Here is a 21,475-nt window from a genome sequence, read left to right as displayed (position 1 = left end):
GGATTTTGGAGGAGGCATATGGCCATTCGGCAGACCAGACGCGACAAGGGCGTCATCATCACCCTGGATCAGCCAGCACGCGCCAATGCGCTATGCTTCGCCATGGCGAAGGAACTGGTCGGAACGGTTGATGAAGCAGTCGCCACCGGCGCGCGCGCCATTCTGCTGACCGGCGCGGGTCGCTCCTTTTGCAGCGGCGGGCAACTGGATGATCCACTGCCCCATGACGCAGGCGCAATATTGGAAGAAACGATCAATCCGCTGATGCGTAAATTCGCGGCGCTGGAAATCCCGCTGATCGTCGCCCTGAACGGACCGGCGATCGGGGCAGGAGCCGCGCTCGCACTGGCCGGCGATATCGTGGTGGCCGGCCGATCGGCATGGCTGGGCTTCAGCTTCGCACAAGTGGGTCTGGTTTGCGACGCGGGGTCAAGCTGGCTGTTGCCGCGCACGCTCGGCTGGCATCGGGCGATGGCGGCGATGATGCTGGGCAAGCGAATCAGCGCGGAACAGGCTCTGGACTGGGGCCTTGTCACCGAACTCGTCGACGATGACCGACTGGAAGAGGAAGCCATAACGCTGCTCGATCGGTTTTCGACCGGCCCCACCCGCTCCTTCGGCATGATCCGCAAACTGGCGCGACAGGCGCTGGAGCTTTCCTTCGAGGATGCGCTCGCGGCGGAGCGCGAAGCCCAATATGCCGCTGGCCGTACCCATGATTTCCGGGAAGGGGCCGCAGCATTCAAGGAGCGGCGCGCACCCCGGTTCGAGGGGCGCTGATCAGCGCCCCTCCCCGGCCCTGCACCCCTCATTGGCGCGAATGGCCGCCAGGATCGCGCGGCGGGTACAGGTCAGTATGAGCAGCGCCAGTGCCAGCGCGACGCCGCTGGTCGTTGCCAGAGCCTTGCCCAGACCCGTCGCACCACCATAGAGATGCTCGCTCAGCGCGCCGATCAGCAACGGCCCCAATCCCATGCCCGCCAGGTTGACGAACAGCAGATAGATGGCGGTCAGCCGCCCGCGCATATTGGCGGGCACCAGGATTTGCAGGGTTGCGGCCTGCAAGCCGCCGATCATCGACGTCGCGGTCATTCCCAGCGCCATGAACGCGAGCGCGAAGGTCCGGTCGTGCACGAGAAAGGCAGCCGCGAGCAGCGGCCATTGGATGACAATCGACGCCATAACGACGCGCACCGGCGCATCGGCCACGCCCCGGCGTGCCAGCCGATCGGAGATCAGCCCTGCCGCCAACAGGCCGCCCGACCCCAACACGCCGGTGATCAGGCCGAATTGCAAGCCGATCGCCGCCGGGCTCATGCCATGGGCCCGCGCGAAATGCGCCGGTCCCCAGAGCAGCGCGCCATAGGCGGCGATCACCATCGCCGAATAGCCGCCGAACACGCCCAAAAAGGCGGCCTTGCGCCGCCCCATCAGGGCAAACAGGGCGCTGATCTGTGGCGCACCGTCGGCGGCCCGCTGGCGCGGCGCCTCGCGCATCGTGGCCAGCATCAGCAGCGCGAGGGGCACGCCCAGCAATCCCACCGCGACAAAGGCCATGCGCCATCCGCCCAGCACAAAGCCGCCGGGAAGGGTAAAGGCGGCATTTTGCGCCCAGCCGACGAGATAGCCGCCGAACATCATGGCGACTCCGCCGCCCAGGGACACGCCCATGGCGTAAAGGCTGATGGCGAAACCCAGGCGGGATTTGTCAAAGCGATCGGCGATAGTCGAATAGGCGGCCGGCGACAAAGCCGCCTCCCCGATTCCGACGAAGGCGCGCGCGGCCAGAAGGGTCATGAAGCCGCCCGCGAAACCGCATAGCGCGGTTGCAAGGCTCCAGCCGACCAGTCCGAACAGGATCAGATTGCGCCTGTTGCCCGAATCCGCCCAGGTCCCGAAGGGAATGCCCATGATGGAATAGAGCAGGACAAAACCGAAGCCGACCAGCAGACCGATCTGGGTGTCGCCAAGGTGGAGATCGGCACGGATGGGGTCGATCATCAGGCTGACCAGCACCCGGTCCATGAAGGACAGCATATAGGCAAGGGTCAGGATCAGAACGACATAATAAGCGTAACCGGTTCCGCCGCGCTGTACGCCCGCCTGCTCCACCACCCCGTCCATCAAGCCGCTCCTTTTCATCTGATATTTATCAAATAAACTGACATATATTTCTGGATAGAGCAATGCACAGGATTCCGATAAATCTGCGATTTGTCGGATAATTCGCAATCCGTACCTTGGACATCTTGCGGATTGACAAGCCGTTCAAGCTGGTCAATATCGTAAGAAATATTGACATTATTAGGTGAGGAGCTGGCCTGGTGCCGACCGATATGAGCGATACGCAGCCGACCGGCCCACTGAAAGGCATTCGCGTGGTGGAGATGGGCCAGCTGATCGCCGGCCCCTTCTGCGGCCAATTGCTGGGCGATATGGGCGCCGAGATCGTGAAGATCGAACCCCCCGCGCAGGGAGACCCGATGCGCTCATGGGGCCGCGGCGACAGGCCGAGCTGGTGGGCGGTCATCGCCCGCAACAAGCAATCCGTTTCCATCGACCTGCGCAGCGCCGCCGGGCAGGACATTGCCCGGCGGCTGATTGGCGAGGCGGACATTCTGATCGAGAATTTCCGGCCCGGAACGCTGGAGCGCTGGAATCTCGACCCGGCCGAACTGCGCAAGGCCAATCCCCGGCTGATCGTCGTGCGCGTATCGGGCTATGGCCAGACCGGCCCCTATGCCTCACGCGCAGGGTTTGGCGGCATTGGCGAGGCAATGGGCGGCTGGCGCGCCATCGTCGGGGAGCCGGACCGCGCCCCTGCCCGCATGGGCGTATCGATCGGGGACACGCTGGCGGCGACCTATGGCTGCATGGGGGCGCTGGCCGCGCTGCACCATCGCGCCCTGAGCGGCGAGGGACAGATTGTCGATGCCTCGCTCTACGAAAGCGTGCTGCAGGTGATGGAGAGCCTGATCCCCGAATATGCCGTGGCGGGCTATCAGCGCACGCGCACCGGGTCGATCCTGCCAGGCATCGCGCCCTCCAACGTCTATCCGTGCAGCGATGGCGAATATCTGATCGGCGCCAATCAGGATGCGGTCTTTGCCCGGCTCTGCACCGCGATGGGGCAACCCGAACTGGCACAGGACGCGCGCTATGCCACTCATGTCGCGCGCGGAGCGAACCAGACCGAACTGGACGTACTGATCGGGGAATGGACACAGACGCTGACGGTCGACGCGCTGGAGGCGCTGATGATCGAACATGCGGTGCCGGCCGGGCGCATCTACAGCGCCGCCGACATGATGGCCGACCCGCATTTCAAGGCACGCGAGGCGATCATAGAGGTGGAGGACCCGGTGCTGGGAACAGTGCCGATGCAGGGCGTCTTCCCCAAGCTGTCGGCAACGCCGGGATCGGTCCGCAAGGCAGCGCCGGGCGCAATCGGTGAGGATAATGCCGCGGTCCTGAACCGCTGGCTGGGCCTCGACGCCGACGCCATCGCCACGCTCGAAAAAAACAAGACCATCTGATGTTCGCCCGGAGGAGGGGCGCTTCCGCATGCGCGTAACCCACGCACTTGAACGGGCGGCGATCGTCGCCGCCAACCGGCCCGCCACCATCGATGCAGATCGGCGGCGCAACTGGGCCGAGGTCCGCGATCGCGTCGCCCGTTTCGCAGGTGGATTGCAGCAGTTGGGCGTGCAGCCCGGCGACCGTGTCGCGATCCTGGCGATGAACTGTGATTGTTTCTTCGAGGCCTATTTCGCCATTCCCTGGGCTGGGGGCGTCATGGTGCCGCTCAACACACGCCTTGCCCAGCCTGAACTGGCCTTCCAGCTGGAAGATGCCGGGGTCGACATCCTGCTCTATGGACAGGAGTTTGCGGAGGTCGCGGGGGCACTCCGCGGGCAAGGAAGCGTGCGCACGCTGATCGGCATGGACGGGAACGGCGCGCCTGCCGATCATGGCATGGACGCGATCATCCTGGCGTCGGACGCGATCCCGGCTGCACAGCAGAGTGACGCGGACCTTGCGGGCATCTTCTACACCGGCGGGACGACCGGCCTGCCTAAAGGCGTGATGCTGAGCCATGGCAATCTCTACGCCATGGCGGTCAACCTGCTGATGATGATCCAGTTCGACGAGGATTGTGTCAATTTCCACTCCGCGCCGATGTTCCATCTGGCCGATATCGGCATCCTCTTCGCGACCATGGCGGCGGGCACCCATGTCTTCCGCCGCAGCTTTGACGCCGACGATGTGCTGGAATCGATTTCCGAGCATAAGGTGACCCACTGCTTCACCGTGCCGGTAATGATCGAGCGGCTGGCCAAGCATCCGGAACTGGAGCGGTTCGACATCGGCTCGCTGCGCATGCTGGGCTATGGCGGGTCGTCCATGCCCGCCGCCAGCCTGGATTTCGCGCGCTCGCGCTTTCCCGGCGTCGACTTCATCCAGGGCTTCGGCCAGACCGAAATGGCGGCCGCGACCATGCTGGGACCGAAGGCGCATCGCGTAGACGCCGATCCGGCCAAGCTGCGGTCGGCCGGCCATGTGTGCCTGGGCTACGAGATCCGCATCGTCGACGAGGCTGGCCGGGAAGTGCCGCGCGGCACGGTGGGCGAGATTGTCGGGCGCGGCGACAATGTGATGATGGGATATTGGAACCGTCCGGAGGAAACCGCCGATGTCATGCGCGACGGCTGGCTCCACACCCGCGACGCCGGATTCATGGACGAGGACGGCTATATCTATATCACCGACCGGCTGAAGGACATGATCGTGTCAGGCGCGGAGAATGTCTATTCGATCGAGGTGGAAAATGCGATTTCCCACCACCCCGCCGTTGCCGAAAGTGCCGTGATCGGGGTTCCGGATGCGCTCTGGGGCGAACGCGTCCATGCGGTGATCGTACTGAAGCCCGGCGAGGGAGAGATCGATATTGCGGGCCTGCAGGCCTTTTGCAAACAGCGGATCGCGAGCTACAAATGCCCCAAGAGCATGGAATTGCGCGCCGATCCCCTGCCACGCAGCCCGGCGGGAAAAATATTGAAAGGTCCGCTGCGCGATGCCTATGTGGCGCGGGTGTCCGCCGATTGAACGGCTTTTCGAGGATGATGCGCGTGAAGAAACTTGCCCTGCTGGCCGCCAGCCTTCTGACTTTCCCGACCATGGCGGCGGCTTCCGATCCCAGAGCCGATGCCGCACGGATCGACGCGCTCTTCGACAAGGACTATCCGCAGCTGGAAGCGATGTACAAGGACATCCATCAGCATCCGGAAATCGCTTTTCATGAGGTGCGGACAGCGGCTCTGCTGGCGGGCAAGATGCGCAAGCTTGGCTTCGAGGTGACGGAGAAGGTGGGCGGAACCGGCGTCGTGGCGCTCTATCGCAACGGCGAAGGCCCGACCGTGCTGGTCCGAACCGAACTGGACGGCCTGCCCCTGCTTGAAAAGACCGGCCTCCCCTATGCCAGTCACGCCACGCAGGAGATTGACGGCAAGGTCGTTCCGACCATGCATGGCTGCGGGCACGACATCCATATGAGCTGGTGGCTCGCCACCGCCCAGGCCCTGCTGGCGATGAAGGATCGCTGGCATGGCACGCTGCTCTTCGTTGCCCAGCCCGCCGAAGAAACGGTGGAGGGTGCCAAAGCGATGCTGAAGGATGATTTCCTCAAGCGTTTTCCCAAGCCCGATTATGGCTTTGCCGCGCATGTCATGCCCTATCCGACAGGAACGGTGCTGCTGAAGGAAGGCGCCGTCAGTTCGGCGGCGGATGCGGTGAAGATCACCTTCAAGGGCAAGGGCGCCCATGGATCGATGCCTGCCGACAGCATCGATCCGATCGTGATGGGCGCGCATTTCGTATCGGACGTTCAAACGCTTATCAGCCGCGAACTGACGCCCGGAACCTTCGGCGTGGTCACGGTCGGCACCTTTCATGCCGGGACGGTCGAGAATATCATTCCCGACAGCTCGGAACTGCGGCTCACGCTGCGTTCGCATGATGCAGAGGTGCGCAAGCAACTGATGGCGGGCATCCGCAAGACAGCGATCGCCGCCGCAGCGATGGCGGGCGCACCGGAGCCGGACATCGCCTATCTCTACGGCACCGGTGTCACCTTCAATGAGGTCAAGCTGACCGATGCGGTCGCGCAAAAGCTGAAGATCGCAATGCCGGAACAGGTCATGGTGGAACCGGACTATAAGCCCGCCGGGGCGGGGAGCGAGGATTATTCCGAATTTGTGAATGCCGGGATTCCCTCGGTCTTCATCGGCATTGGCGGGTCGTCGCAGGCGGTGCTCGATCAGGCGAAGAAGGATGGCCGCAAGCCGCCCGTCAATCATTCTCCCTTTTTCGCGCCGGACCCCCAACCGTCCATTCGCGCCGGTATGAAGGCCCTGACGCTTTCGGTCTTGTCGGTCGCGGGGGTGGACCTACCGTCACCCCGGTCCTGATCCGGAGTGACGGAGCGAGTTTCAGTCCGCGTCGAACCAGCCGGTCAGCGCCGCGCTGTCAAAATATTCGTCGAGCCGCGTGATCTGATCGCCCTCGACCTTGCACACCAGGCAGGCGGGCATGATCAGGACGTGGCTGTCATGCCGAACGGCGCGCAAATTATGTTGTTGGACGAAACCGCCGGGGAGGATGTCGACCCGCCTGTCAAGATAACGCCGCTCGGGCGCGCGCTTCACGAAACCGGTCAGCGTTTCCAGGTTGATTTCGCGGCTTTTTTCCAGCCCGTCCGTATTGTGCCAGATGACGACATCGGGGTGATAGCATTGCTTCACCCCTTCGATATCGCCCGCCTCCACCGCCGCGAAGAAGCGGTCGGCAACGGCGCGGATGCGCGCCGTTGCCTGTTCCGACGTTTCGCCGTTCATGCCGCTTTGGCCCTGGGCGGCGCGGGGTAGAAGCTTTCCCCTGCCGCTGCCATGCGACGCAGCAGCGCCGGCGGGACAAAGCGGGCGCCACATTCATCGGCCAGCGCGTCACAGCGCTCGACGAAAGTGGCCACGCCGACCTGATCGATGAGGCTGAGCGGACCGCCAGTCCACGGCGCGAAGCCCCAGCCCAGCAATGCGCCGACATCGCCGTCACGCGCCGAGGTCAGGACATTCTCATCAAGGCAACGGGCCGCTTCGACCGCCTGCCGATAGAGCAGGCGCTGACGCAGCTTTTCCACCAGTTCGGGCGTTGATCGGGCGACCTTGACCGGCACGATGTCCGCCAGACCGCTCCACACGGCCTTCGCGCCATCGGCGGGATAATCGTAGAAGCCCTTGCCATTCTTGCGGCCCAGACGATCATGCTGGCGCACCAGATCGTAAAGCAGCTTGTCGCTGCCCTCGGTCGGGATTTCGGGCTGGCCATGGTCGATGCGAGCCTGCAGTGCGACGCGGTCGACCAGATCGATGGCGACGTCGTCGGTCAGTTCCAGCGGACCACGCGGCATGCCCGTCATGCGGCCAACATTGTCGATGATGGCAGGCGCGACACCCTCCAGCAGCATTTCGAAGCCTTCACGCAAATAGGTATCGAAGCAGCGCGAGGTATAGAAACCGCGCGAGTCATTGACGACGATCGGCACCTTGCGGATCTTGAGGCAGTAGTCGATCGCCTTGGCGAGCGTTTCCTGGCTCGTTTCCTTGCCCACGATCACCTCGACCAGTTCCATCCGGTCGACCGGCGAGAAGAAGTGGATGCCGATAAAATTGGTAGGGTGCTTCGATGCCGTAGCGAGGCTGGAGATCGGCAGGGTCGAGGTGTTGGACGCGAACACGGCGGTATCGCGCAGTTGTGCTTCGGCGCGGCCGGTGACGTCGGCCTTGAGCGCACGATCCTCGAACACCGCCTCGATCACCAGATCAGAACCTTCGACCCTGGCATAGTCGGTGGTGGCATCGATCCGGGCGAGCAGCGCGTCAGCCTTGTCCTGCGCCATCGAACCCCTGACGACGGCCTTTGCCACCAGCTTTTCGGAATAGGCCTTGCCCTTGTTCGCGGACTCCTGGCTGACGTCGATCAGCACGGTGTTGATGCCTGCCGCCGCCTGCACATAGGCGATGCCCGCGCCCATCATGCCCGCGCCGAGGACCGTGACCTTGTTCGCTGCATAGGGTGCGAAACCCTCGGGACGGGCCGCGCCCTTGGCGAGCGCCTGCTTGGAGAGGAAGATCGAGCGGATCATGGCACGCGCCTGCGATGTCTGCTGCGTGGCGAGGAACAGCCGTGCCTCGACGCGCAGGGCAGCGTCCATCGGCAGGGTGATGCCTTCATAGACGCAGCGCAGGATATTGGTCTGGGCCGGATAATTATGCGCGGTCCTGGCCTGAAGCTGGGCCGCAGCGCCTGCAAACACAGTGTTGCCGCGCGGGGTGAAGGGGCCATCGGGCGCGCGCCAGTCCTTGCGATCCCAGGGCTGGACAGCCTCGCCGCCGTCCAAGATCCATGCCTTGGCCGCCGCGACCGTCTCGCCGGGCGCGACCACGGCATGGACGATACCAAGAGACAGGGCTTCATCGACATCGACGGGACGGCCGGTCAGCATCAGCGGCAGTGCCTTCTCGACGCCGGCCAGACGCGGCAGACGCTGCGTGCCGCCCGCGCCGGGGAGCAGGCCAATGGTCGCTTCCGGCAGGCCGAGCTTCAGCTTGGGGCTGCGCGCCGCGACGCGATAATGGGCGGACAGCACGAATTCGAGGCCACCGCCAAGCGCCAGTCCTTCCAGCGCAGCCGCGATGGGCTTGCCGATGGTTTCGAGACGGCGCAGCGCCCAGCTCATGCGCGCGCTTTTCTTGAGCGCTGCGGCAAGGATCGCGGGGTCGGTTTCCTGCGCGCCTGCCGTCTCGCCCAGTTCGCCCAGATCGGCGCCGGCGCAGAAGGCGTTGCTCTTGCCCGATGCCAGCACCACGCCACGAATGGCGTCATCGCCAGCGATGCGATCAGCCAGCAGGTCAAGATCGGCCACGGCGCTGTCGGTGAAAGTGTTCATGGTCCGGCCGGGCACGTCGAATTCGACCAGCGCAATGCCCTCGGCGTCTACGGAAATGCGGAAATTCTGCATGGGATAAGTCCCTTTGTGCGAATAAGAAAAGGCGCTCAGACGCGCTCGATGATGGTCGCGGTGCCCATGCCAGCGCCGACGCAGAGCGTGGCGAGGCCGACCGTCTTGTCGCTGCGTTCCAGCTCGTCGAGCAGCGTGCCGAGGATCATCGCCCCGGTCGCGCCGAGCGGATGACCCATGGCGATGGCGCCGCCATTGACGTTGAGGATGGCGGGATCAAGGTCCAACTGCTGGAGATAATAGAGGCAGACGCTGGCAAAGGCTTCGTTGAGTTCGAATAGGTCGACATCGGCCAGCGTCATGCCCGCACGGCGCAGCACCTTCTGCGTCACGGCGACCGGGCCGGTCAGCATGATCGAGGGCTCGGAACCGATCGAGGCGGCAGCGCGGATACGGGCGCGGGGTTTGAGGCCCATCACCTCACCCGCTTCGCGCGTGGCAAGCAGCAGGCCCGCCGCGCCATCGACGATGCCGGAGCTGTTACCGCCATGGTGGACATGGTTGATCTGCTCCAGTTCAGGGTAGCGCAGCTTGATCACCGCGTCGAAGCCGGAAGCACCCAGGGCGGTGAAGGCTGGCTTCAGCGTGGCGAGCGTTTCCACCGTGGTTTCGGGGCGCATATGCTCGTCGCGGTCGAGCACGACCACGCCTTCATGCTTTACCGGCACGATGGTGTTGGCAAAGCGGCCTTCGACCCAGGCGCGGGCGGCGCGCTTCTGGCTCTCGACCGCGAAGCTGTCGACATCAGTGCGGCTGAAGCCATGGAGCGTCGCGATAGTGTCAGCGCCAATGCCCTGCGGCGTGAAATAGCTGGCGAAGGCCGAACGCGGATCGACCGACCAGGCGCCGCCGTCCGAACCCATGGGTACGCGGCTCATGCTCTCGACACCACCGGAAATGGTGACATCCGCCTCGCCCGCGATGATCTTGGCCGCGGCGATATTGGTCGCCTCCAGACCCGAGGCGCAGAAGCGCTGCACCTGCACGCCTGCCGCCGTCTGGACATAGCCTGCGGTGATCGCGGCGACGCGGGCAATGTCGGAACCCTGCTCGCCGCAGGGCGACACGCAGCCCAGCACGATGTCGTCGACCAGCGCTGTATCGAGGCCGTTGCGGTCGCGCAACGCCTCCAGCGTCTGGGAGGCCAGCGCCATGGCGGGGATTTCGTGCAGCGCGCCCTTGGCGTTGCCACGGCCGCGCGGCGTGCGCACGGCGTCGAAGATATAGGCTTCCCTCAACGAGATTCTCCATGGGGTTGTGGCGCATGGGGCGTGATCGCCGGTGTGCGCGAAAAACGGGGGGCAGGCGCGGGCTGGACCACGCCGCCAATGTCGACAAAGCCCTGACGGCCCGCGATATGCGGGTGACGGGGCGCTTCGTCATAAGCGAGGACCGGTGCGAAACAGGCGTCGCTGCCCTCCAGCAGCGCACACCATTCGTCCCGCGTGCGGGTGCGGAAGATCGCCGCCAGCCGATCACGCAGAGCATCCCAGCCCGCCCGGTCATTCTGCGGATCGAAGGCCGGATCGTCGGCTATGCCCAGCCGGTCACGCAGCGTCGCGTAGAATTGCGGCTCGATCGATCCGATGGCGACATATTTGCCGTCGGCGGTTTCATAACTGTCGTAGAAGAAGGCGCCGGTATCGAGATAGTTGGTGCCGCGCTCGTCCTGCCAGATGCCTTCGGCTCGGAAGCCCCAGATCATGCTCATCAGCAGCGACGCGCCGTCGATCATCGCGCAGTCGACCACCTGGCCTTCACCGCCATTGCGCACGTTCATGAGGCCAGCGAGCATCCCGAAGGCGAGCATCATGCCCCCTCCCCCGAAATCGCCGACCATGTTGATCGGCGGCGTCGGCTTCTCACCCTTGCGTCCATAGGCATTGAGTGCGCCGGTGAGCGCGATGTAATTGATGTCGTGCCCAGCGGCATGGGCGAGCGGCCCCTGCTGGCCCCAGCCGGTCATGCGACCGATCACCAGCTTGGGATTATCCGCCAGCAATACATCCGGCCCAAGCCCGAGACGTTCCAGCACGCCGGGACGGAAACCCTCGATCACTCCGTCCGCCTCGCGACAAAGGGCGCAGGCCTGTGCCACGCCCTCTGCCGATTTGAGGTCGAGCGTGACGATCCGGCGCGACCGCGCCAGGACGTCGGTCCGATCAATCACGGTGCCGGGCCGCTCGATGCGGATTACCTCCGCACCATGGTCGGCCAGCATCATGCCGGCAAAGGGCGCGGGGCCGATCCCCGCAAATTCTACAATGCGGATACCCGCCAGTGCGCCCTGTCCGTTCATGCTATCCTCAGAATTTGAAGCCGATATCCATGCCGATCTCACGCGGCGGCTGGTACACCCGCAGCGCCATCAGATTGGCGACCGCGAAGGTGTTGTTGATGATCCGCTCATCCGTCAGGTTGCGCCCCCACAGGCCCAGATGCCAGCGGCCATCGTCCAGATCGAGACCAATGCTGGCATCGACCGTGGTATTGGCGGGCCGGACCGTGAAATCCGACAGCAGGTTCAACGGCGTGAAGCTGGTGTAGATCTTGGTCGCATGCCGCACGCTGGCCTGCGCGGTCAGTTCTCCAAGGCTGATATCGGTCTTGTAGGTGCCGGTCAGGCTGGTCGACCATTTGGGCGCATAGGCAAAGGGCAGGTTCGACCGGTCGATCGTGCCCAGCCCATCGCCCAGATTGGCGGTGAACTTGTCGAACCCTGCATCGAGATAGCCGACCGTACCGTTCAAGGTGAAACCCTTGACAATGTTCAGTGTCGCTTCACCTTCGAAACCATTGATCGTCGCGCGGCCGACATTGCTGACCACAGTCTGGTTGACATTGGTGCCGGGGATCAACTCCTGCACGCTCTGCTGCATATTCTTATATTTGGTCGTGAAAGCGGCCAGGTTCAGGCGCAACACACGGTTGAACAGATCGGTTTTGATCCCCGCTTCATAGGAGTCGACATTTTCCGACTTATAGGGACCGACCGCGGTGAAGGACCCTGCGCGTCCGTTGAAACCGCCCGCGCGGAAGCCACGCGAATATTGCACATAGGTCATGATGTCGGGCGTCCAGGCATAGCTGATCCCGAATTTCGGCGAGAAGTCGTCGAAGCTCGCCTTGAAGGTCTGCGACGTCGTGGCGAACAGCGGCTGGATGGTGAAACGCTTGGATTCATCGCTGTAGCGTCCACCGGCTGTCAGGGTGAGGCCCTTGATCACTTCATAGTCGATCTGGCCGAAAATGGCGCCCGCATTCGCCCGCTGACCCGCGAACAGGGTCGACCCGGCCGTCGGCCCGCCAAAGGCCAGACCAAATTGATGCACACCGATATCATAGCGCTGGGTCATGAAATAGCCGCCGATGACATAGGTGAGCGGGCCCTTGCCGGTCGAACCGAGGCGAACTTCCTGGCTCCACTGGTCGTGCTGCTCAATGCGCCCGACATTAAGGAAAGGAATATGCTCACCATCATAATCGCTGAGGACATCCGTATCGGTCTTGCGATAGCCGCTGATCGAAGTCAGCTTCACCGGACCCAGATCCCAGTTCATTTCCAGCGTGACACCCTTGCTCTTCAGCCGCGAATGATTTTGAGTGTCGACGTGGGTCAGGAACGGCTTGCCGTCCGTATCCGCAGGATAGCCATATTGGCCCAGCACCATGGTCGGCAGGCTGGCATTTTCAAAGGCCGGCCCCGTCCCGTGATCACGGGTATAATCGGCGATCAGCGTCGCGTCGAAATTGCTGGACGGGGTGAAAGCCAGCGTGCCGCGCAGCGAGAGAACATTCTGCCTGCCGAAGCGGCGGCCATCGTCGTTACGGATATAACCGTCATAGCCTTTGGCCAGCACCGATATCTTGGCGGCCAGCACATCTTTCACAATCGGCGCCTCGATGGCGGCGCGCAGTTCGCGGCGGCCATAGCTGCCCAGCGTACCCTGCGCACGGACGCCGAAATCGCCGGTGGGGCGCTTGGTCTTGACGCTGACGACGCCGCCGATGGTGTTGCGACCATAAAGCGTGCCCTGCGGCCCGCGCAGAACGGTTACGCCTTCGACATCGAAGAAATCCTGCACCGCACCGACATTGCGCGCCAGATAAACGCCGTCCAGTTCGACGCCAACCGAAGGCTCAAAGCTCGACTCGACGTCCGAGAAACCCAGGCCGCGAATGAAGAAGGCGCTGGCGAAAGGATAGGCCCCGACCGGCGCGAGCAGCACGTTCGGCATCTTGCCGTCGAGATTGACGAGGCTGTCGACCTTGCCCGACGACAGGCTGGCTTCGTTGAACGCCGAAACCGCCAGCGGCACATCCTGAAGCCGCTGTTCGCGGCGCTGGGCAGTTACAACGATATCGTCAACCGGCGGCTGTGCCGCGCCCCCATCCTGACCAAATGCCGTCACCGGCACCATCGCGAATGCGAGCAGCGCTGCTCCCGCCTGCAATTGCGCAGAAACCTTCATCTTCACCCTCTCTGTTTTGACCTGTTGGCGTTACGCGGAAAGGAGTGCATTTTGTAAAATTATTTGTCAATATATCTGACAAGAATAATCATTAAATTAGACGCTTTGTGTGCCGGATTGATATTCCAGCAACAGCCCCGGGCGCGCCCAACGGGTGCGATAAAGCCGCCCCGAACTGGACGCGGTTGCCCAGACATCGCGCATGTCCTCACCACCAAAGCAGAGATTGGTGATAGCCAGTTCCGGGAAGGCGAGATGTTCGCTGGCGCCTGATTCTTCAAAGATCGTAATGCCGCCGTTGATCAGCGTACCGACACAGACATGGCCGTCAGCCTCGACCTTGAGGCTGTCGAACAGCTGATAACCCGGCATGGTCGCGACCAGGCGCGCGGGCATCCAGGGTGCGGGCGCGGGACCGAGCCGACCGGGGGCCACCACGTCGCACGCCCAAAACCGCGCGGTCGGTGTCTCTGCGAAATATAGCGTCGCGCCGTCGGGCGACAGGCCGATGCCATTGGGACCGTGCAACCGATCGAGCGCGCAGGAAATGGCCGATCCGTCAGCCTTTGCATAGAATATCCGGCCATGATCATGACCATCCGCTGTCGCCTTGCCATGATCGGTGAACCAGAAGCCGCCGTGGGCATCGAACACCAGATCATTGGGGCCACGCAAGGAGCGGCCGTCGCATTCGGTATAGAGCGTTTCCACCGCTCCCGAGTCGAGATGCACGCGCTGGATCGAGCCGCCGATATAGTCGACCGGCAGATCGCCCGGGATCAGCGCACCGCCATGGTCGTGCCATTCAAAGCCGCCATTGTTGCAGATATAGACCCAGCCATCCGGCCCAAGGGCGGCACCATTGGGTCCACCGCCCAGTTCGGCAACAATGTTGATGTCACCCGTGGGCGCCACGCGGCTCAACGTGCCGCGCTGCGTTTCGACGACGAGAACCGATCCGTCCGGCAGCGCCACCGGACCTTCGGGAAACAGCAAGCCCTCCGCGACAACTTCCATGGAACCGCCTCCTATATTATCAATTAAATTGCCGTTATATCGACTGCCCGTCATCGACCACGACGGTGGCCCCGGTCGTATGTCCGCCACCGCTAGAAGTCAGATAGAGCAGCGAGGGATCAAGCGCTTCGAGCGGCATCAAGCGGCGCCGGGGGAAGCGCTCGATCATCCGGTCGCCCGCCGGGGTGCCGAACCAGTCCTGGGTAATTTCGGTCAACATGAAGCCGGGGCAGATGGTGTTGACGCTGATGCCGTAACGCGCCCATTCGACCGCCAGCGCGCGGCTCATCATCACGACCGCCGCCTTGGACGAGCAATAAGCGGCAAGACCGGGCTGTACCTTGGTTCCACCGATCGAGGCGATGAAGACGATGCGCCCTTCCGTCACACCCGCCGCGATCATCCGCTGGGCGCCTTCGCGGGCCGTGTGGAAGGCGCCGCGCACATTGACCCGCATGATCTGGTCAAAGGCGTCATCCTCCAGCGTCAGCGCCGGCCCCTCGGTGTTCACCCCGGCATTGGCAATCACGGTGTCGATCGGCCCCAGCCGCTCCTCCGCCATGGCATAGGCGGCGCGGATCGAGTCGGCGTCTTCCACATCGACCGGCACCGCAATGGCCGTGCCGCCCGCCGCCGCAATCTCCCCGACCAGTCCGGCGAGACGATCGGCGCGGCGCGCGCCCGCTACGATGCGAGCGCCAGCCGCCGCCAGCAATTTCGCGGCATGGGCACCGACCCCCGAGGAGGCACCGGTGATGAAGATGGTCCGACCGGCATGACTCGCCGGCATGTTGTTGCTCATGTGCCTGTTTCCTGATTCAAGAAATGATGAAGTCGCCGGCATGGGCCAGCGCGCTGGCCGGCACCTTGCCCAGTTGCCGCGAAAGCCAGCCCGCGCTGTCGATCAGCGCGCCGAGATCAAGGCCGGTTGCATCGCCGGTGGCATAGACCACATCCTCGCTCGCGACATTGCCTGCCGCGCCGGGCGCAAAGGGGCAGCCACCCGTACCGCCGATAGCGGCATCCACAGTCCGCACCCCTGCCGCGATCGCCGCCACCGCATTGACGACACCGGTGCCGCGCGTGTCGTGGAAATGCACGCGAAGCGGGATAGCGCCGATCTCTGCCTGCACCTTCGCAATCAGGGAGGTGACTTCAGCGGGCCGTGCGACGCCAATCGTGTCGGCAAGGGCGATTTCGCGCGGAGCAAAGGCCGCGAGTTGACGCACAATGTCCACCACCCGCGCCGGATCGGTGCGCCCGGTAAAGGGGCAGCCAAAGGCCACCGCGACCGTCACCTGCGCCGATCGGCCATTGTCATGAGCCAGACGCAGCACGTCGCGCGCCGCTGCGATCGATTGGTCTACTGTCTGCCCCTGATTGCGCTGACCGAAGGCATCGGACGCGACGCAGACCATGCCGATTTCATCGACGGCAGTTTCGAGCGCGCGCAGGGCACCGCGCTTGTTCAGCACCAGACCGATCGTTTCGACATCCGGCATGTGCGGCAGGGCGGCGATCACCGCTTCCGCGTCGGCCATTTGCGGCACCTTTCCGGGGTGGACGAAGCTCGCCACCTCAATCCGCTTCACACCAGCCGCGACGGCGCGGGCGATGAGTTCGACCTTGATCGCCGTGGGCAGGATCGTCTTTTCATTTTGCAGTCCGTCGCGTGGCGAAACCTCGACCAATGTCACAGGCAGGGCGCGTGGCGCGAAATCAGCCTTCGGCTCGGTCAGCGCATGACGGTAGCGCGGCTGGTCGATCGCGATCATCGCCAGGGCAGTGCGGCTCAGATGATCGAGCAGGACGGGATCGTCCGGTGCCATTGCCCCTGCACGGATCATCTCGACCAGTCCGGCGTTCAACGCCGCGAAATCGCCGCTTCGCCCCAACAGCCCCGCCAATCGGCGGGTCGCCTCAGCCTCCGCCACCCCACCCTGCTCCAATTCGCGCTGGACGGTCGTCAGGGCGTTGATCGCCACGCGTGTCATATAAGGGCTGCGCGCGGCGGCGTCCTGATCGGCCAGCCAACCGATTACAGCCTGGACAAGTTCAGCGGCTCCCGGCTGGCTGATCATGCGGCCTCCTGCATCAGTGCGAGCAGATCGACCTCGCACTCGCTCAAGCGCCGCCCAATCGCGGCGCGCTCCATCGTTCGTTCCTCGCCGCTGGCAAAGGATTCATACATCATCAGGCAGACGATCGCCCATTTGAGCGAGCCGAGCATCTGCCAATAGCGGATTCGCGACACGGGCGGCGGATCACCGCCCGCCGCGCGATAAGCGTCGAGCAGCGCCTCCAGCGTCGCGAAGCCGCCCACGGGCAGCGCCGTCTCGCCAAAGCGCCAGCTATTGACGCAGAGCCATCCCAGATCCTCCGCCGGATCGCCCAGATGCGCCAGTTCCCAATCCAACACGGCAACCAACCCCTGTTCGGAGTCGACAATCAGATTGCCGTTGCGGAAGTCGCCATGCACCAGTTGCGGTGCGACCGGCGGTGGCGCGTCCCGGTCGAGCAGGCGGAAAGCCGCCTCCAGCACCGGGCGTTGTGCACCGATGCGGTGATGAATCGCCTCATAACGCGCCAGAGATCCGCGCGCATCGAGCGTTTCGAGCGGCGGCAGGCCGGTCGGGTCGATGCGATGAATCGCCGCCAGCGCCTGTCCCGCCTGCGCGCCCAGCAGGGTGCGGGCCGGTGCAAAGGCATCGGCGGCGACGATCCGGCGGCCCAGCGTTTCGCCGGCGATCCGCGTGACGATATAGGCCTCTCCCAGACCGTCGGCCTCCGCGCAGAGACGGATCAGCTGCGCCACGGGCACGCCTGCGGCGGCCACCCTTTCCAGCAGCGCAGCCTCGGTCGCGAGCGGAAGCGAGGTCGAAAAGATCGTGTCCTCCACCGCATCCCGACGGCGCAGGATCAGCGGTCGCAGCCCGTCGGCGGTGGCAAGGTCGAACGCCCATGTCTCCAGGCTGGCCCCGCCGGTCAGCCGGCCCAATTGCAAAATGCGACCATCATCAGGCGCCATCACCGGCCCCAGCCGGTCAAGCGCCAGAGCGATGGCCTGGGCCCCGAGACCCCGCTCCATATCCTGTTTCTCTCCCATGGCCATGACATGCGACAGAGAAGCCTTGATGTCAAATTATTTGACGATATGCTGGCGACAACAAATTTCCCGAAATGAGAGGATGCCTTTCCGTGACCGAATCATCGCTCCACGCCAGTGCGTTGCACTTTACCGATGAGGATCTGACCCTCTATCGCGACAGTATCGCCAGATTTCTTGACGAACATGCTTCGCCCGAACGCAATGAAAAATGGCGCCGGGACAAGGTGGTCGAACGGTCGGTCTGGACCGAGGCCGGAGGGTTCGGGATGCTCGGCGCGTCCGTACCGGCGGAATATGGCGGTCTGGGCGGCGATTTCCGCCATGAACGCATCATCATCGAGGAATTCGGCAAACGCGGGCTGGAGGGCTGGGGCGTGCCGCTGCACAATATGATCGTCGCGCCCTACATCATCGCCTTCGGAACGGACGCGCAAAAGGCGGTATGGCTGCCCCGCGTGGCCAGCGGCGAGACGATCCTGGCGATCGCGATGACGGAACCGGGGACGGGGTCGGACCTGCAAGGCATCCGCACCCATGCACGGCGCGACGGCAACGACTATGTGATCAACGGGCAGAAGACGTTCATCTCCAACGGCCAGACCGCCGATCTGGTTCTCGTCGTCTGCAAGACCGACAAGGAGGCGGGATCACGCGGCATTTCACTGATCGCAGTGGAAGGCGACCGTGCGGGCTTCCGGCGCGGCCGCAATCTCGACAAGATGGGGCGCGAGGCGCAGGACACATCGGAACTCTTCTTCGAGGATGTACGCGTGCCTGCCCAAAACCTGCTGGGCGGGGTCGAGGGCAAGGGCTTTGGCCAATTGATGACGATGCTGCCGCAGGAACGGCTGGGCATCGCCGCCATGGGGCTGGCGATCATGGAACGGGCCATTGCGCTCGCGGTCGATTATGCGCGGGATCGCACCGCCTTTGGCAAGGCGCTGATGGATTTCCAGAACACGCAATTCGTGCTGGCGGAAGCCAAGACCAAGGCGGTGATCGCGCGCAGCTTCATTGACAGCTGCGTCGGCAAGCTGCTGGCCGGTACGCTGGACGCCACGACTGCATCGATGGCCAAGCTCTGGATCACGGAAACGGAACTGGATACGGTCAGCCGCTGCCTCCAGCTGTTTGGCGGCTATGGCTATATGAACGAATATCCGATCTCCCAGCTTTACCGCGACGCCCGGATCGACACGATCCATGGCGGCACGTCGGAAATCATGAAGCTGCTCATTGCCCGGTCGCTGTAGCGGCCGATGCAACAAGCCATGGCATAAGTGGACTTGCTGGTATAGCTATGGACGAAATCAGGGGATCGCTCGTCGAGCAAGGAGATATATTGTCTATGGATGCCGTGGCCTATCTTATCGTGCCACTTCTTCAGAGCTTCGAATGGTTCGACGAGAGTTTGCAGCTCAGCCTGCGCGAATGTGGCTGGCCTCAGCTGACACGGCCTGAATCGATGGTGATGATGCATGTCCAGCTCAACATCAACCGGCCGTCCGACATTGCGCGCAGCCTGCGCCTGACGCGGCAGGCGGTGCATTCGACGATCGCCGGGCTGGTCGAACGCGGGGTGTTCGAACTGGTCGACGATCCCGAAGACAAGCGCGTGAAGATGGTTCAGCTGACCGACATGGGCAATGCGATGCGACAGGACGCGCAGAAAATCGTGATGGCGCTGACCGATATGCTTTCAAAGCGCATCGGCGCCAAGCATGTGCGCGCCCTGCAGACTGCCTTCGACGAGGATTGGGGCGATCCGATCATCTGCCGCATGCGGGAGGGCAAGGCGGAGCCGCTGATGCCCCGCACGACGCGCATTGCGCCGCTCGGCTCGACGCGGGCACGGCGCAATCAGGGGTAAAAGCAGCGCGCGCAAAAGTGGTAGGCCGGTTTTGCGTTAAAACGATGCGACAACAAAGAAATATGGCGCCGTGCAGTGACGGCGCCATCCCCGATCAGCTCCCGAAATGGGACCCGATCCAGTTCTTCGTGATCTCCGCAGCTTGCCCCGCCATTTCGGGCTGACCGAAATAATAATGGTTGGCGCCCTTGATTACATGATGCGTCTGCGGCGCATTGACCGCCGCCGCCATCAGGCGCGCCGCATGGCTGGGGGTGCAGGCGTCGTCGGCGCTATTCTCGATCACCAGCAGCGGCACCGTCAGCCGCGCCGCGCAGCGCAGACCATCCGCATTGGATTCGTCATAGGCCCATTGCGACATCCAACTCCTCAGCGTCGAGAAGCGCGCCAGCCCGACCGGCCCGTCATTGACGATGCGCGGATTCCCTAAGAAGCACCAATTGTCCGGCCGGTCGCTCGGCTCCAGCGTCGCGTCCAGAAAGCGCGGATCGGCCATGGTGCCCTGCACCACGAAGCCGCGTTCCTCATTGTCGCGGCCCTGGCTGCGCAGATCAGCCAGCATCTCCTTGACCCAGGCGGTGATCCGCCGGTTGCGGGCAATCTGCGCAGCCCGATAGGCGGCGATATAGGCCGGATCATAGGGCGGCCGGGCCGGATTGGCGGGGTCGTAGATATTCCACTGGGGATCGCGATCGAAAGGCCTGCTTTCATCGGTGATCGACGGATCGATCCATTCCGTCAGCGTCAGATTGCGCGAGAGGTGCGCCGCCAACAGCATCACCCCATCGGCAGGGATCAGCCCAGCCGCGGTCAGGTCGATCGGATCGCCCGCCGGAGTCGTCCTGACCGTCGGCTGCTGCGCCTCCGCCTGATAGAAGAGCGAGAGCGCGCCGCCGCCGCTCCAGCCGCCCAAAATCACCTTCTTGTAACCCAGCCGCTCCTTCGCATCGCGGATGCAGGCGCCAAGGTCCAGCGCGACCTTCTCCATGATCAGGGCATTGTCGATCCCGCGATAGCGGCTGTTGCAATAGATCACATGCTGGCCGAGCTTTGCCAGCGTGCCGGGCAGCGGCAGCCAGGCGCCGCCGCCGATGGGGTGCATCATGATGACGACCGTGTCGGACGGCGTTTCGGGTTTCAGCAGATGCGCTTCCAGTACCACCTTGCCGACCTGTCCGCTATATGTGTCCTTGAAGGCCGAACGCTCGTCGAAGATGACGAGATAAGGGATACGCTCATATTTCTGCATGGGTTCAATCCTCCCCCTTGCGCGGCGCGGAACCGCGCAGAGCCATCGCCTCCGCCCCGAAACGGGCCATCTTGGTTGCGCCGGTGCGATCCGACCACTCCGCCAGATGCTGTGGCAGCACCGCCGCTTCCTCCGCCATCACGGCGTCATGATCGGGCGTGCGCACGGTGATCTCGACCTGAATACCATTGGGGTCGTACATATAGACCGAGCGGACGAAGCCATGGTCGATCGGCCCTGCGCATTTGATCCCGAAGTTACGGATGCGCTGCTGCATTGCCAGCATGTCCGCTTCATCCTTCGCTTCCAGCGCGATGTGCATGTCGAAACTGTCCTTGCGCTCGAACCAGGTCGGGTCGGCCGTTTCCGGAGCGTCAAAAAATGCGACAAATGATCCGTCGCCCAGTTCGAAGAAGATATGCATATAGGGCGTGTCGTCACCCAGCCCCGGAACCGTGTCCAATATCACCCCGGCGGCCGGCTTCAGGCCCAGCACATCTGTATAAAACCAGCGCGTTTGTTCGGCATCCCGGCAACGAAAGGCCACATGATGCATTTTCCCGAGCGGGACGGCCGCAGGAACAGGGACTGCCATGATTCTCTCCCAATGGATGGTTTCTTCCAATGGTCCCTATTGCATCCTTTCTGGATATTTTTGTCAAATGATTTTACATCATACCCA

General features: G+C 63.5%; 18 protein-coding genes. 6 read left to right on the top strand and 12 right to left on the bottom strand.

Annotated elements, in window-relative coordinates; translation table 11 throughout:
* The first annotated feature begins 18 nt into the window (after positions 1–18).
* Positions 19–780 (top strand): enoyl-CoA hydratase-related protein, encoded by a 762-nt coding sequence (locus HUK73_RS22495; protein ID WP_176594028.1) that lies wholly within the window; start codon positions 19–21, stop codon positions 778–780.
* Here the strand turns inward: HUK73_RS22495 and HUK73_RS22490 are convergent, their stop codons facing one another.
* Positions 781–2,124, bottom strand: a complete 1,344-nt coding sequence (locus tag HUK73_RS22490; protein WP_176594027.1) for an MFS transporter — start codon at positions 2,122–2,124, stop codon at positions 781–783.
* A 212-nt stretch (positions 2,125–2,336) separates the two neighbouring features.
* Here HUK73_RS22490 and HUK73_RS22485 point away from each other — a divergent pair, with 212 nt between their 5' ends.
* Genes HUK73_RS22485 through HUK73_RS22475 form a run of 3 tightly spaced genes read left to right on the top strand, consistent with a single transcriptional unit; the run spans position 2,337 to position 6,467 of the window.
* Entirely contained in the window at positions 2,337–3,536 is a 1,200-nt protein-coding gene (locus HUK73_RS22485; RefSeq protein WP_176594779.1) for a CaiB/BaiF CoA-transferase family protein, read from the top strand.
* Between the two features lie 28 nt (positions 3,537–3,564).
* The gene (locus tag HUK73_RS22480; RefSeq protein ID WP_176594026.1) at positions 3,565–5,106 is read left to right on the top strand and encodes a long-chain fatty acid--CoA ligase; all 1,542 of its coding nucleotides are present in this window, start codon (positions 3,565–3,567) and stop codon (positions 5,104–5,106) included.
* Between the two features lie 17 nt (positions 5,107–5,123).
* On the top strand, positions 5,124–6,467 hold the full coding sequence (locus HUK73_RS22475; protein ID WP_176594778.1) for an amidohydrolase: 1,344 nt from the start codon (positions 5,124–5,126) through the stop codon (positions 6,465–6,467).
* A 21-nt stretch (positions 6,468–6,488) separates the two neighbouring features.
* Here HUK73_RS22475 and HUK73_RS22470 read toward each other — a convergent pair whose 3' ends face one another.
* The 9 genes from HUK73_RS22470 to HUK73_RS22430 form a co-directional block, all read right to left on the bottom strand.
* A complete protein-coding gene (locus tag HUK73_RS22470) occupies positions 6,489–6,893 on the bottom strand; it encodes a nuclear transport factor 2 family protein (RefSeq protein WP_176594025.1) in 405 nt (134 codons plus the stop codon).
* Positions 6,890–9,076 (bottom strand): 3-hydroxyacyl-CoA dehydrogenase NAD-binding domain-containing protein, encoded by a 2,187-nt coding sequence (locus tag HUK73_RS22465; protein ID WP_176594024.1) that lies wholly within the window; start codon positions 9,074–9,076, stop codon positions 6,890–6,892. Before HUK73_RS22465 ends, HUK73_RS22470 begins: the two co-directional genes overlap by 4 nt.
* A gap of 35 nt (positions 9,077–9,111) precedes the next feature.
* The gene (locus HUK73_RS22460; protein ID WP_176594023.1) at positions 9,112–10,314 is read right to left on the bottom strand and encodes an acetyl-CoA C-acetyltransferase; all 1,203 of its coding nucleotides are present in this window, start codon (positions 10,312–10,314) and stop codon (positions 9,112–9,114) included.
* Positions 10,311–11,375 (bottom strand): CaiB/BaiF CoA-transferase family protein, encoded by a 1,065-nt coding sequence (locus tag HUK73_RS22455; RefSeq protein WP_176594022.1) that lies wholly within the window; start codon positions 11,373–11,375, stop codon positions 10,311–10,313. The genes HUK73_RS22460 and HUK73_RS22455 overlap by 4 nt, the downstream gene beginning before the upstream one ends.
* A 7-nt stretch (positions 11,376–11,382) precedes the next feature.
* A complete protein-coding gene (locus tag HUK73_RS22450; RefSeq protein WP_176594021.1) occupies positions 11,383–13,548 on the bottom strand; it encodes a TonB-dependent receptor in 2,166 nt (721 codons plus the stop codon).
* 96 nt (positions 13,549–13,644) lie between these two features.
* Positions 13,645–14,565, bottom strand: a complete 921-nt coding sequence (locus HUK73_RS22445) for an SMP-30/gluconolactonase/LRE family protein (protein ID WP_176594020.1) — start codon at positions 14,563–14,565, stop codon at positions 13,645–13,647.
* 34 nt (positions 14,566–14,599) lie between these two features.
* Entirely contained in the window at positions 14,600–15,367 is a 768-nt protein-coding gene (locus HUK73_RS22440; protein WP_255326498.1) for an SDR family NAD(P)-dependent oxidoreductase, read from the bottom strand.
* Between the two features lie 16 nt (positions 15,368–15,383).
* Positions 15,384–16,646 carry a hydroxymethylglutaryl-CoA lyase gene (locus HUK73_RS22435; RefSeq protein ID WP_255326497.1) on the bottom strand — a complete coding sequence of 421 codons (1,263 nt, stop codon included), beginning with the start codon at positions 16,644–16,646 and terminating at the stop codon, positions 15,384–15,386.
* On the bottom strand, positions 16,643–17,653 hold the full coding sequence (locus HUK73_RS22430; protein WP_176594019.1) for a phosphotransferase family protein: 1,011 nt from the start codon (positions 17,651–17,653) through the stop codon (positions 16,643–16,645). Before HUK73_RS22430 ends, HUK73_RS22435 begins: the two co-directional genes overlap by 4 nt.
* A gap of 110 nt (positions 17,654–17,763) precedes the next feature.
* Here HUK73_RS22430 and HUK73_RS22425 point away from each other — a divergent pair, with 110 nt between their 5' ends.
* Positions 17,764–18,927, top strand: a complete 1,164-nt coding sequence (locus tag HUK73_RS22425; protein ID WP_369805597.1) for an acyl-CoA dehydrogenase family protein — start codon at positions 17,764–17,766, stop codon at positions 18,925–18,927.
* 95 nt (positions 18,928–19,022) lie between these two features.
* Positions 19,023–19,544 carry a MarR family winged helix-turn-helix transcriptional regulator gene (locus HUK73_RS22420; protein ID WP_255326615.1) on the top strand — a complete coding sequence of 174 codons (522 nt, stop codon included), beginning with the start codon at positions 19,023–19,025 and terminating at the stop codon, positions 19,542–19,544.
* 94 nt (positions 19,545–19,638) lie between these two features.
* On the opposite strand, the gene HUK73_RS22415 is transcribed toward HUK73_RS22420, so the two are convergent.
* On the bottom strand, positions 19,639–20,793 hold the full coding sequence (locus HUK73_RS22415) for an alpha/beta hydrolase (protein WP_176594016.1): 1,155 nt from the start codon (positions 20,791–20,793) through the stop codon (positions 19,639–19,641).
* A 4-nt stretch (positions 20,794–20,797) separates the two neighbouring features.
* Complete coding sequence (locus HUK73_RS22410) at positions 20,798–21,388, bottom strand: VOC family protein (RefSeq protein ID WP_176594015.1); 591 nt, start codon at positions 21,386–21,388, stop codon at positions 20,798–20,800.
* Positions 21,389–21,475: the final 87 nt, after the last annotated feature.

It is taken from the genome of Sphingobium sp. EM0848 (assembly GCF_013375555.1).
Classification (GTDB): domain Bacteria; phylum Pseudomonadota; class Alphaproteobacteria; order Sphingomonadales; family Sphingomonadaceae; genus Sphingobium.
Note: the sequence above shows the minus strand (reverse complement) of the source record. Positions and strands in the feature narration are given on the sequence as shown.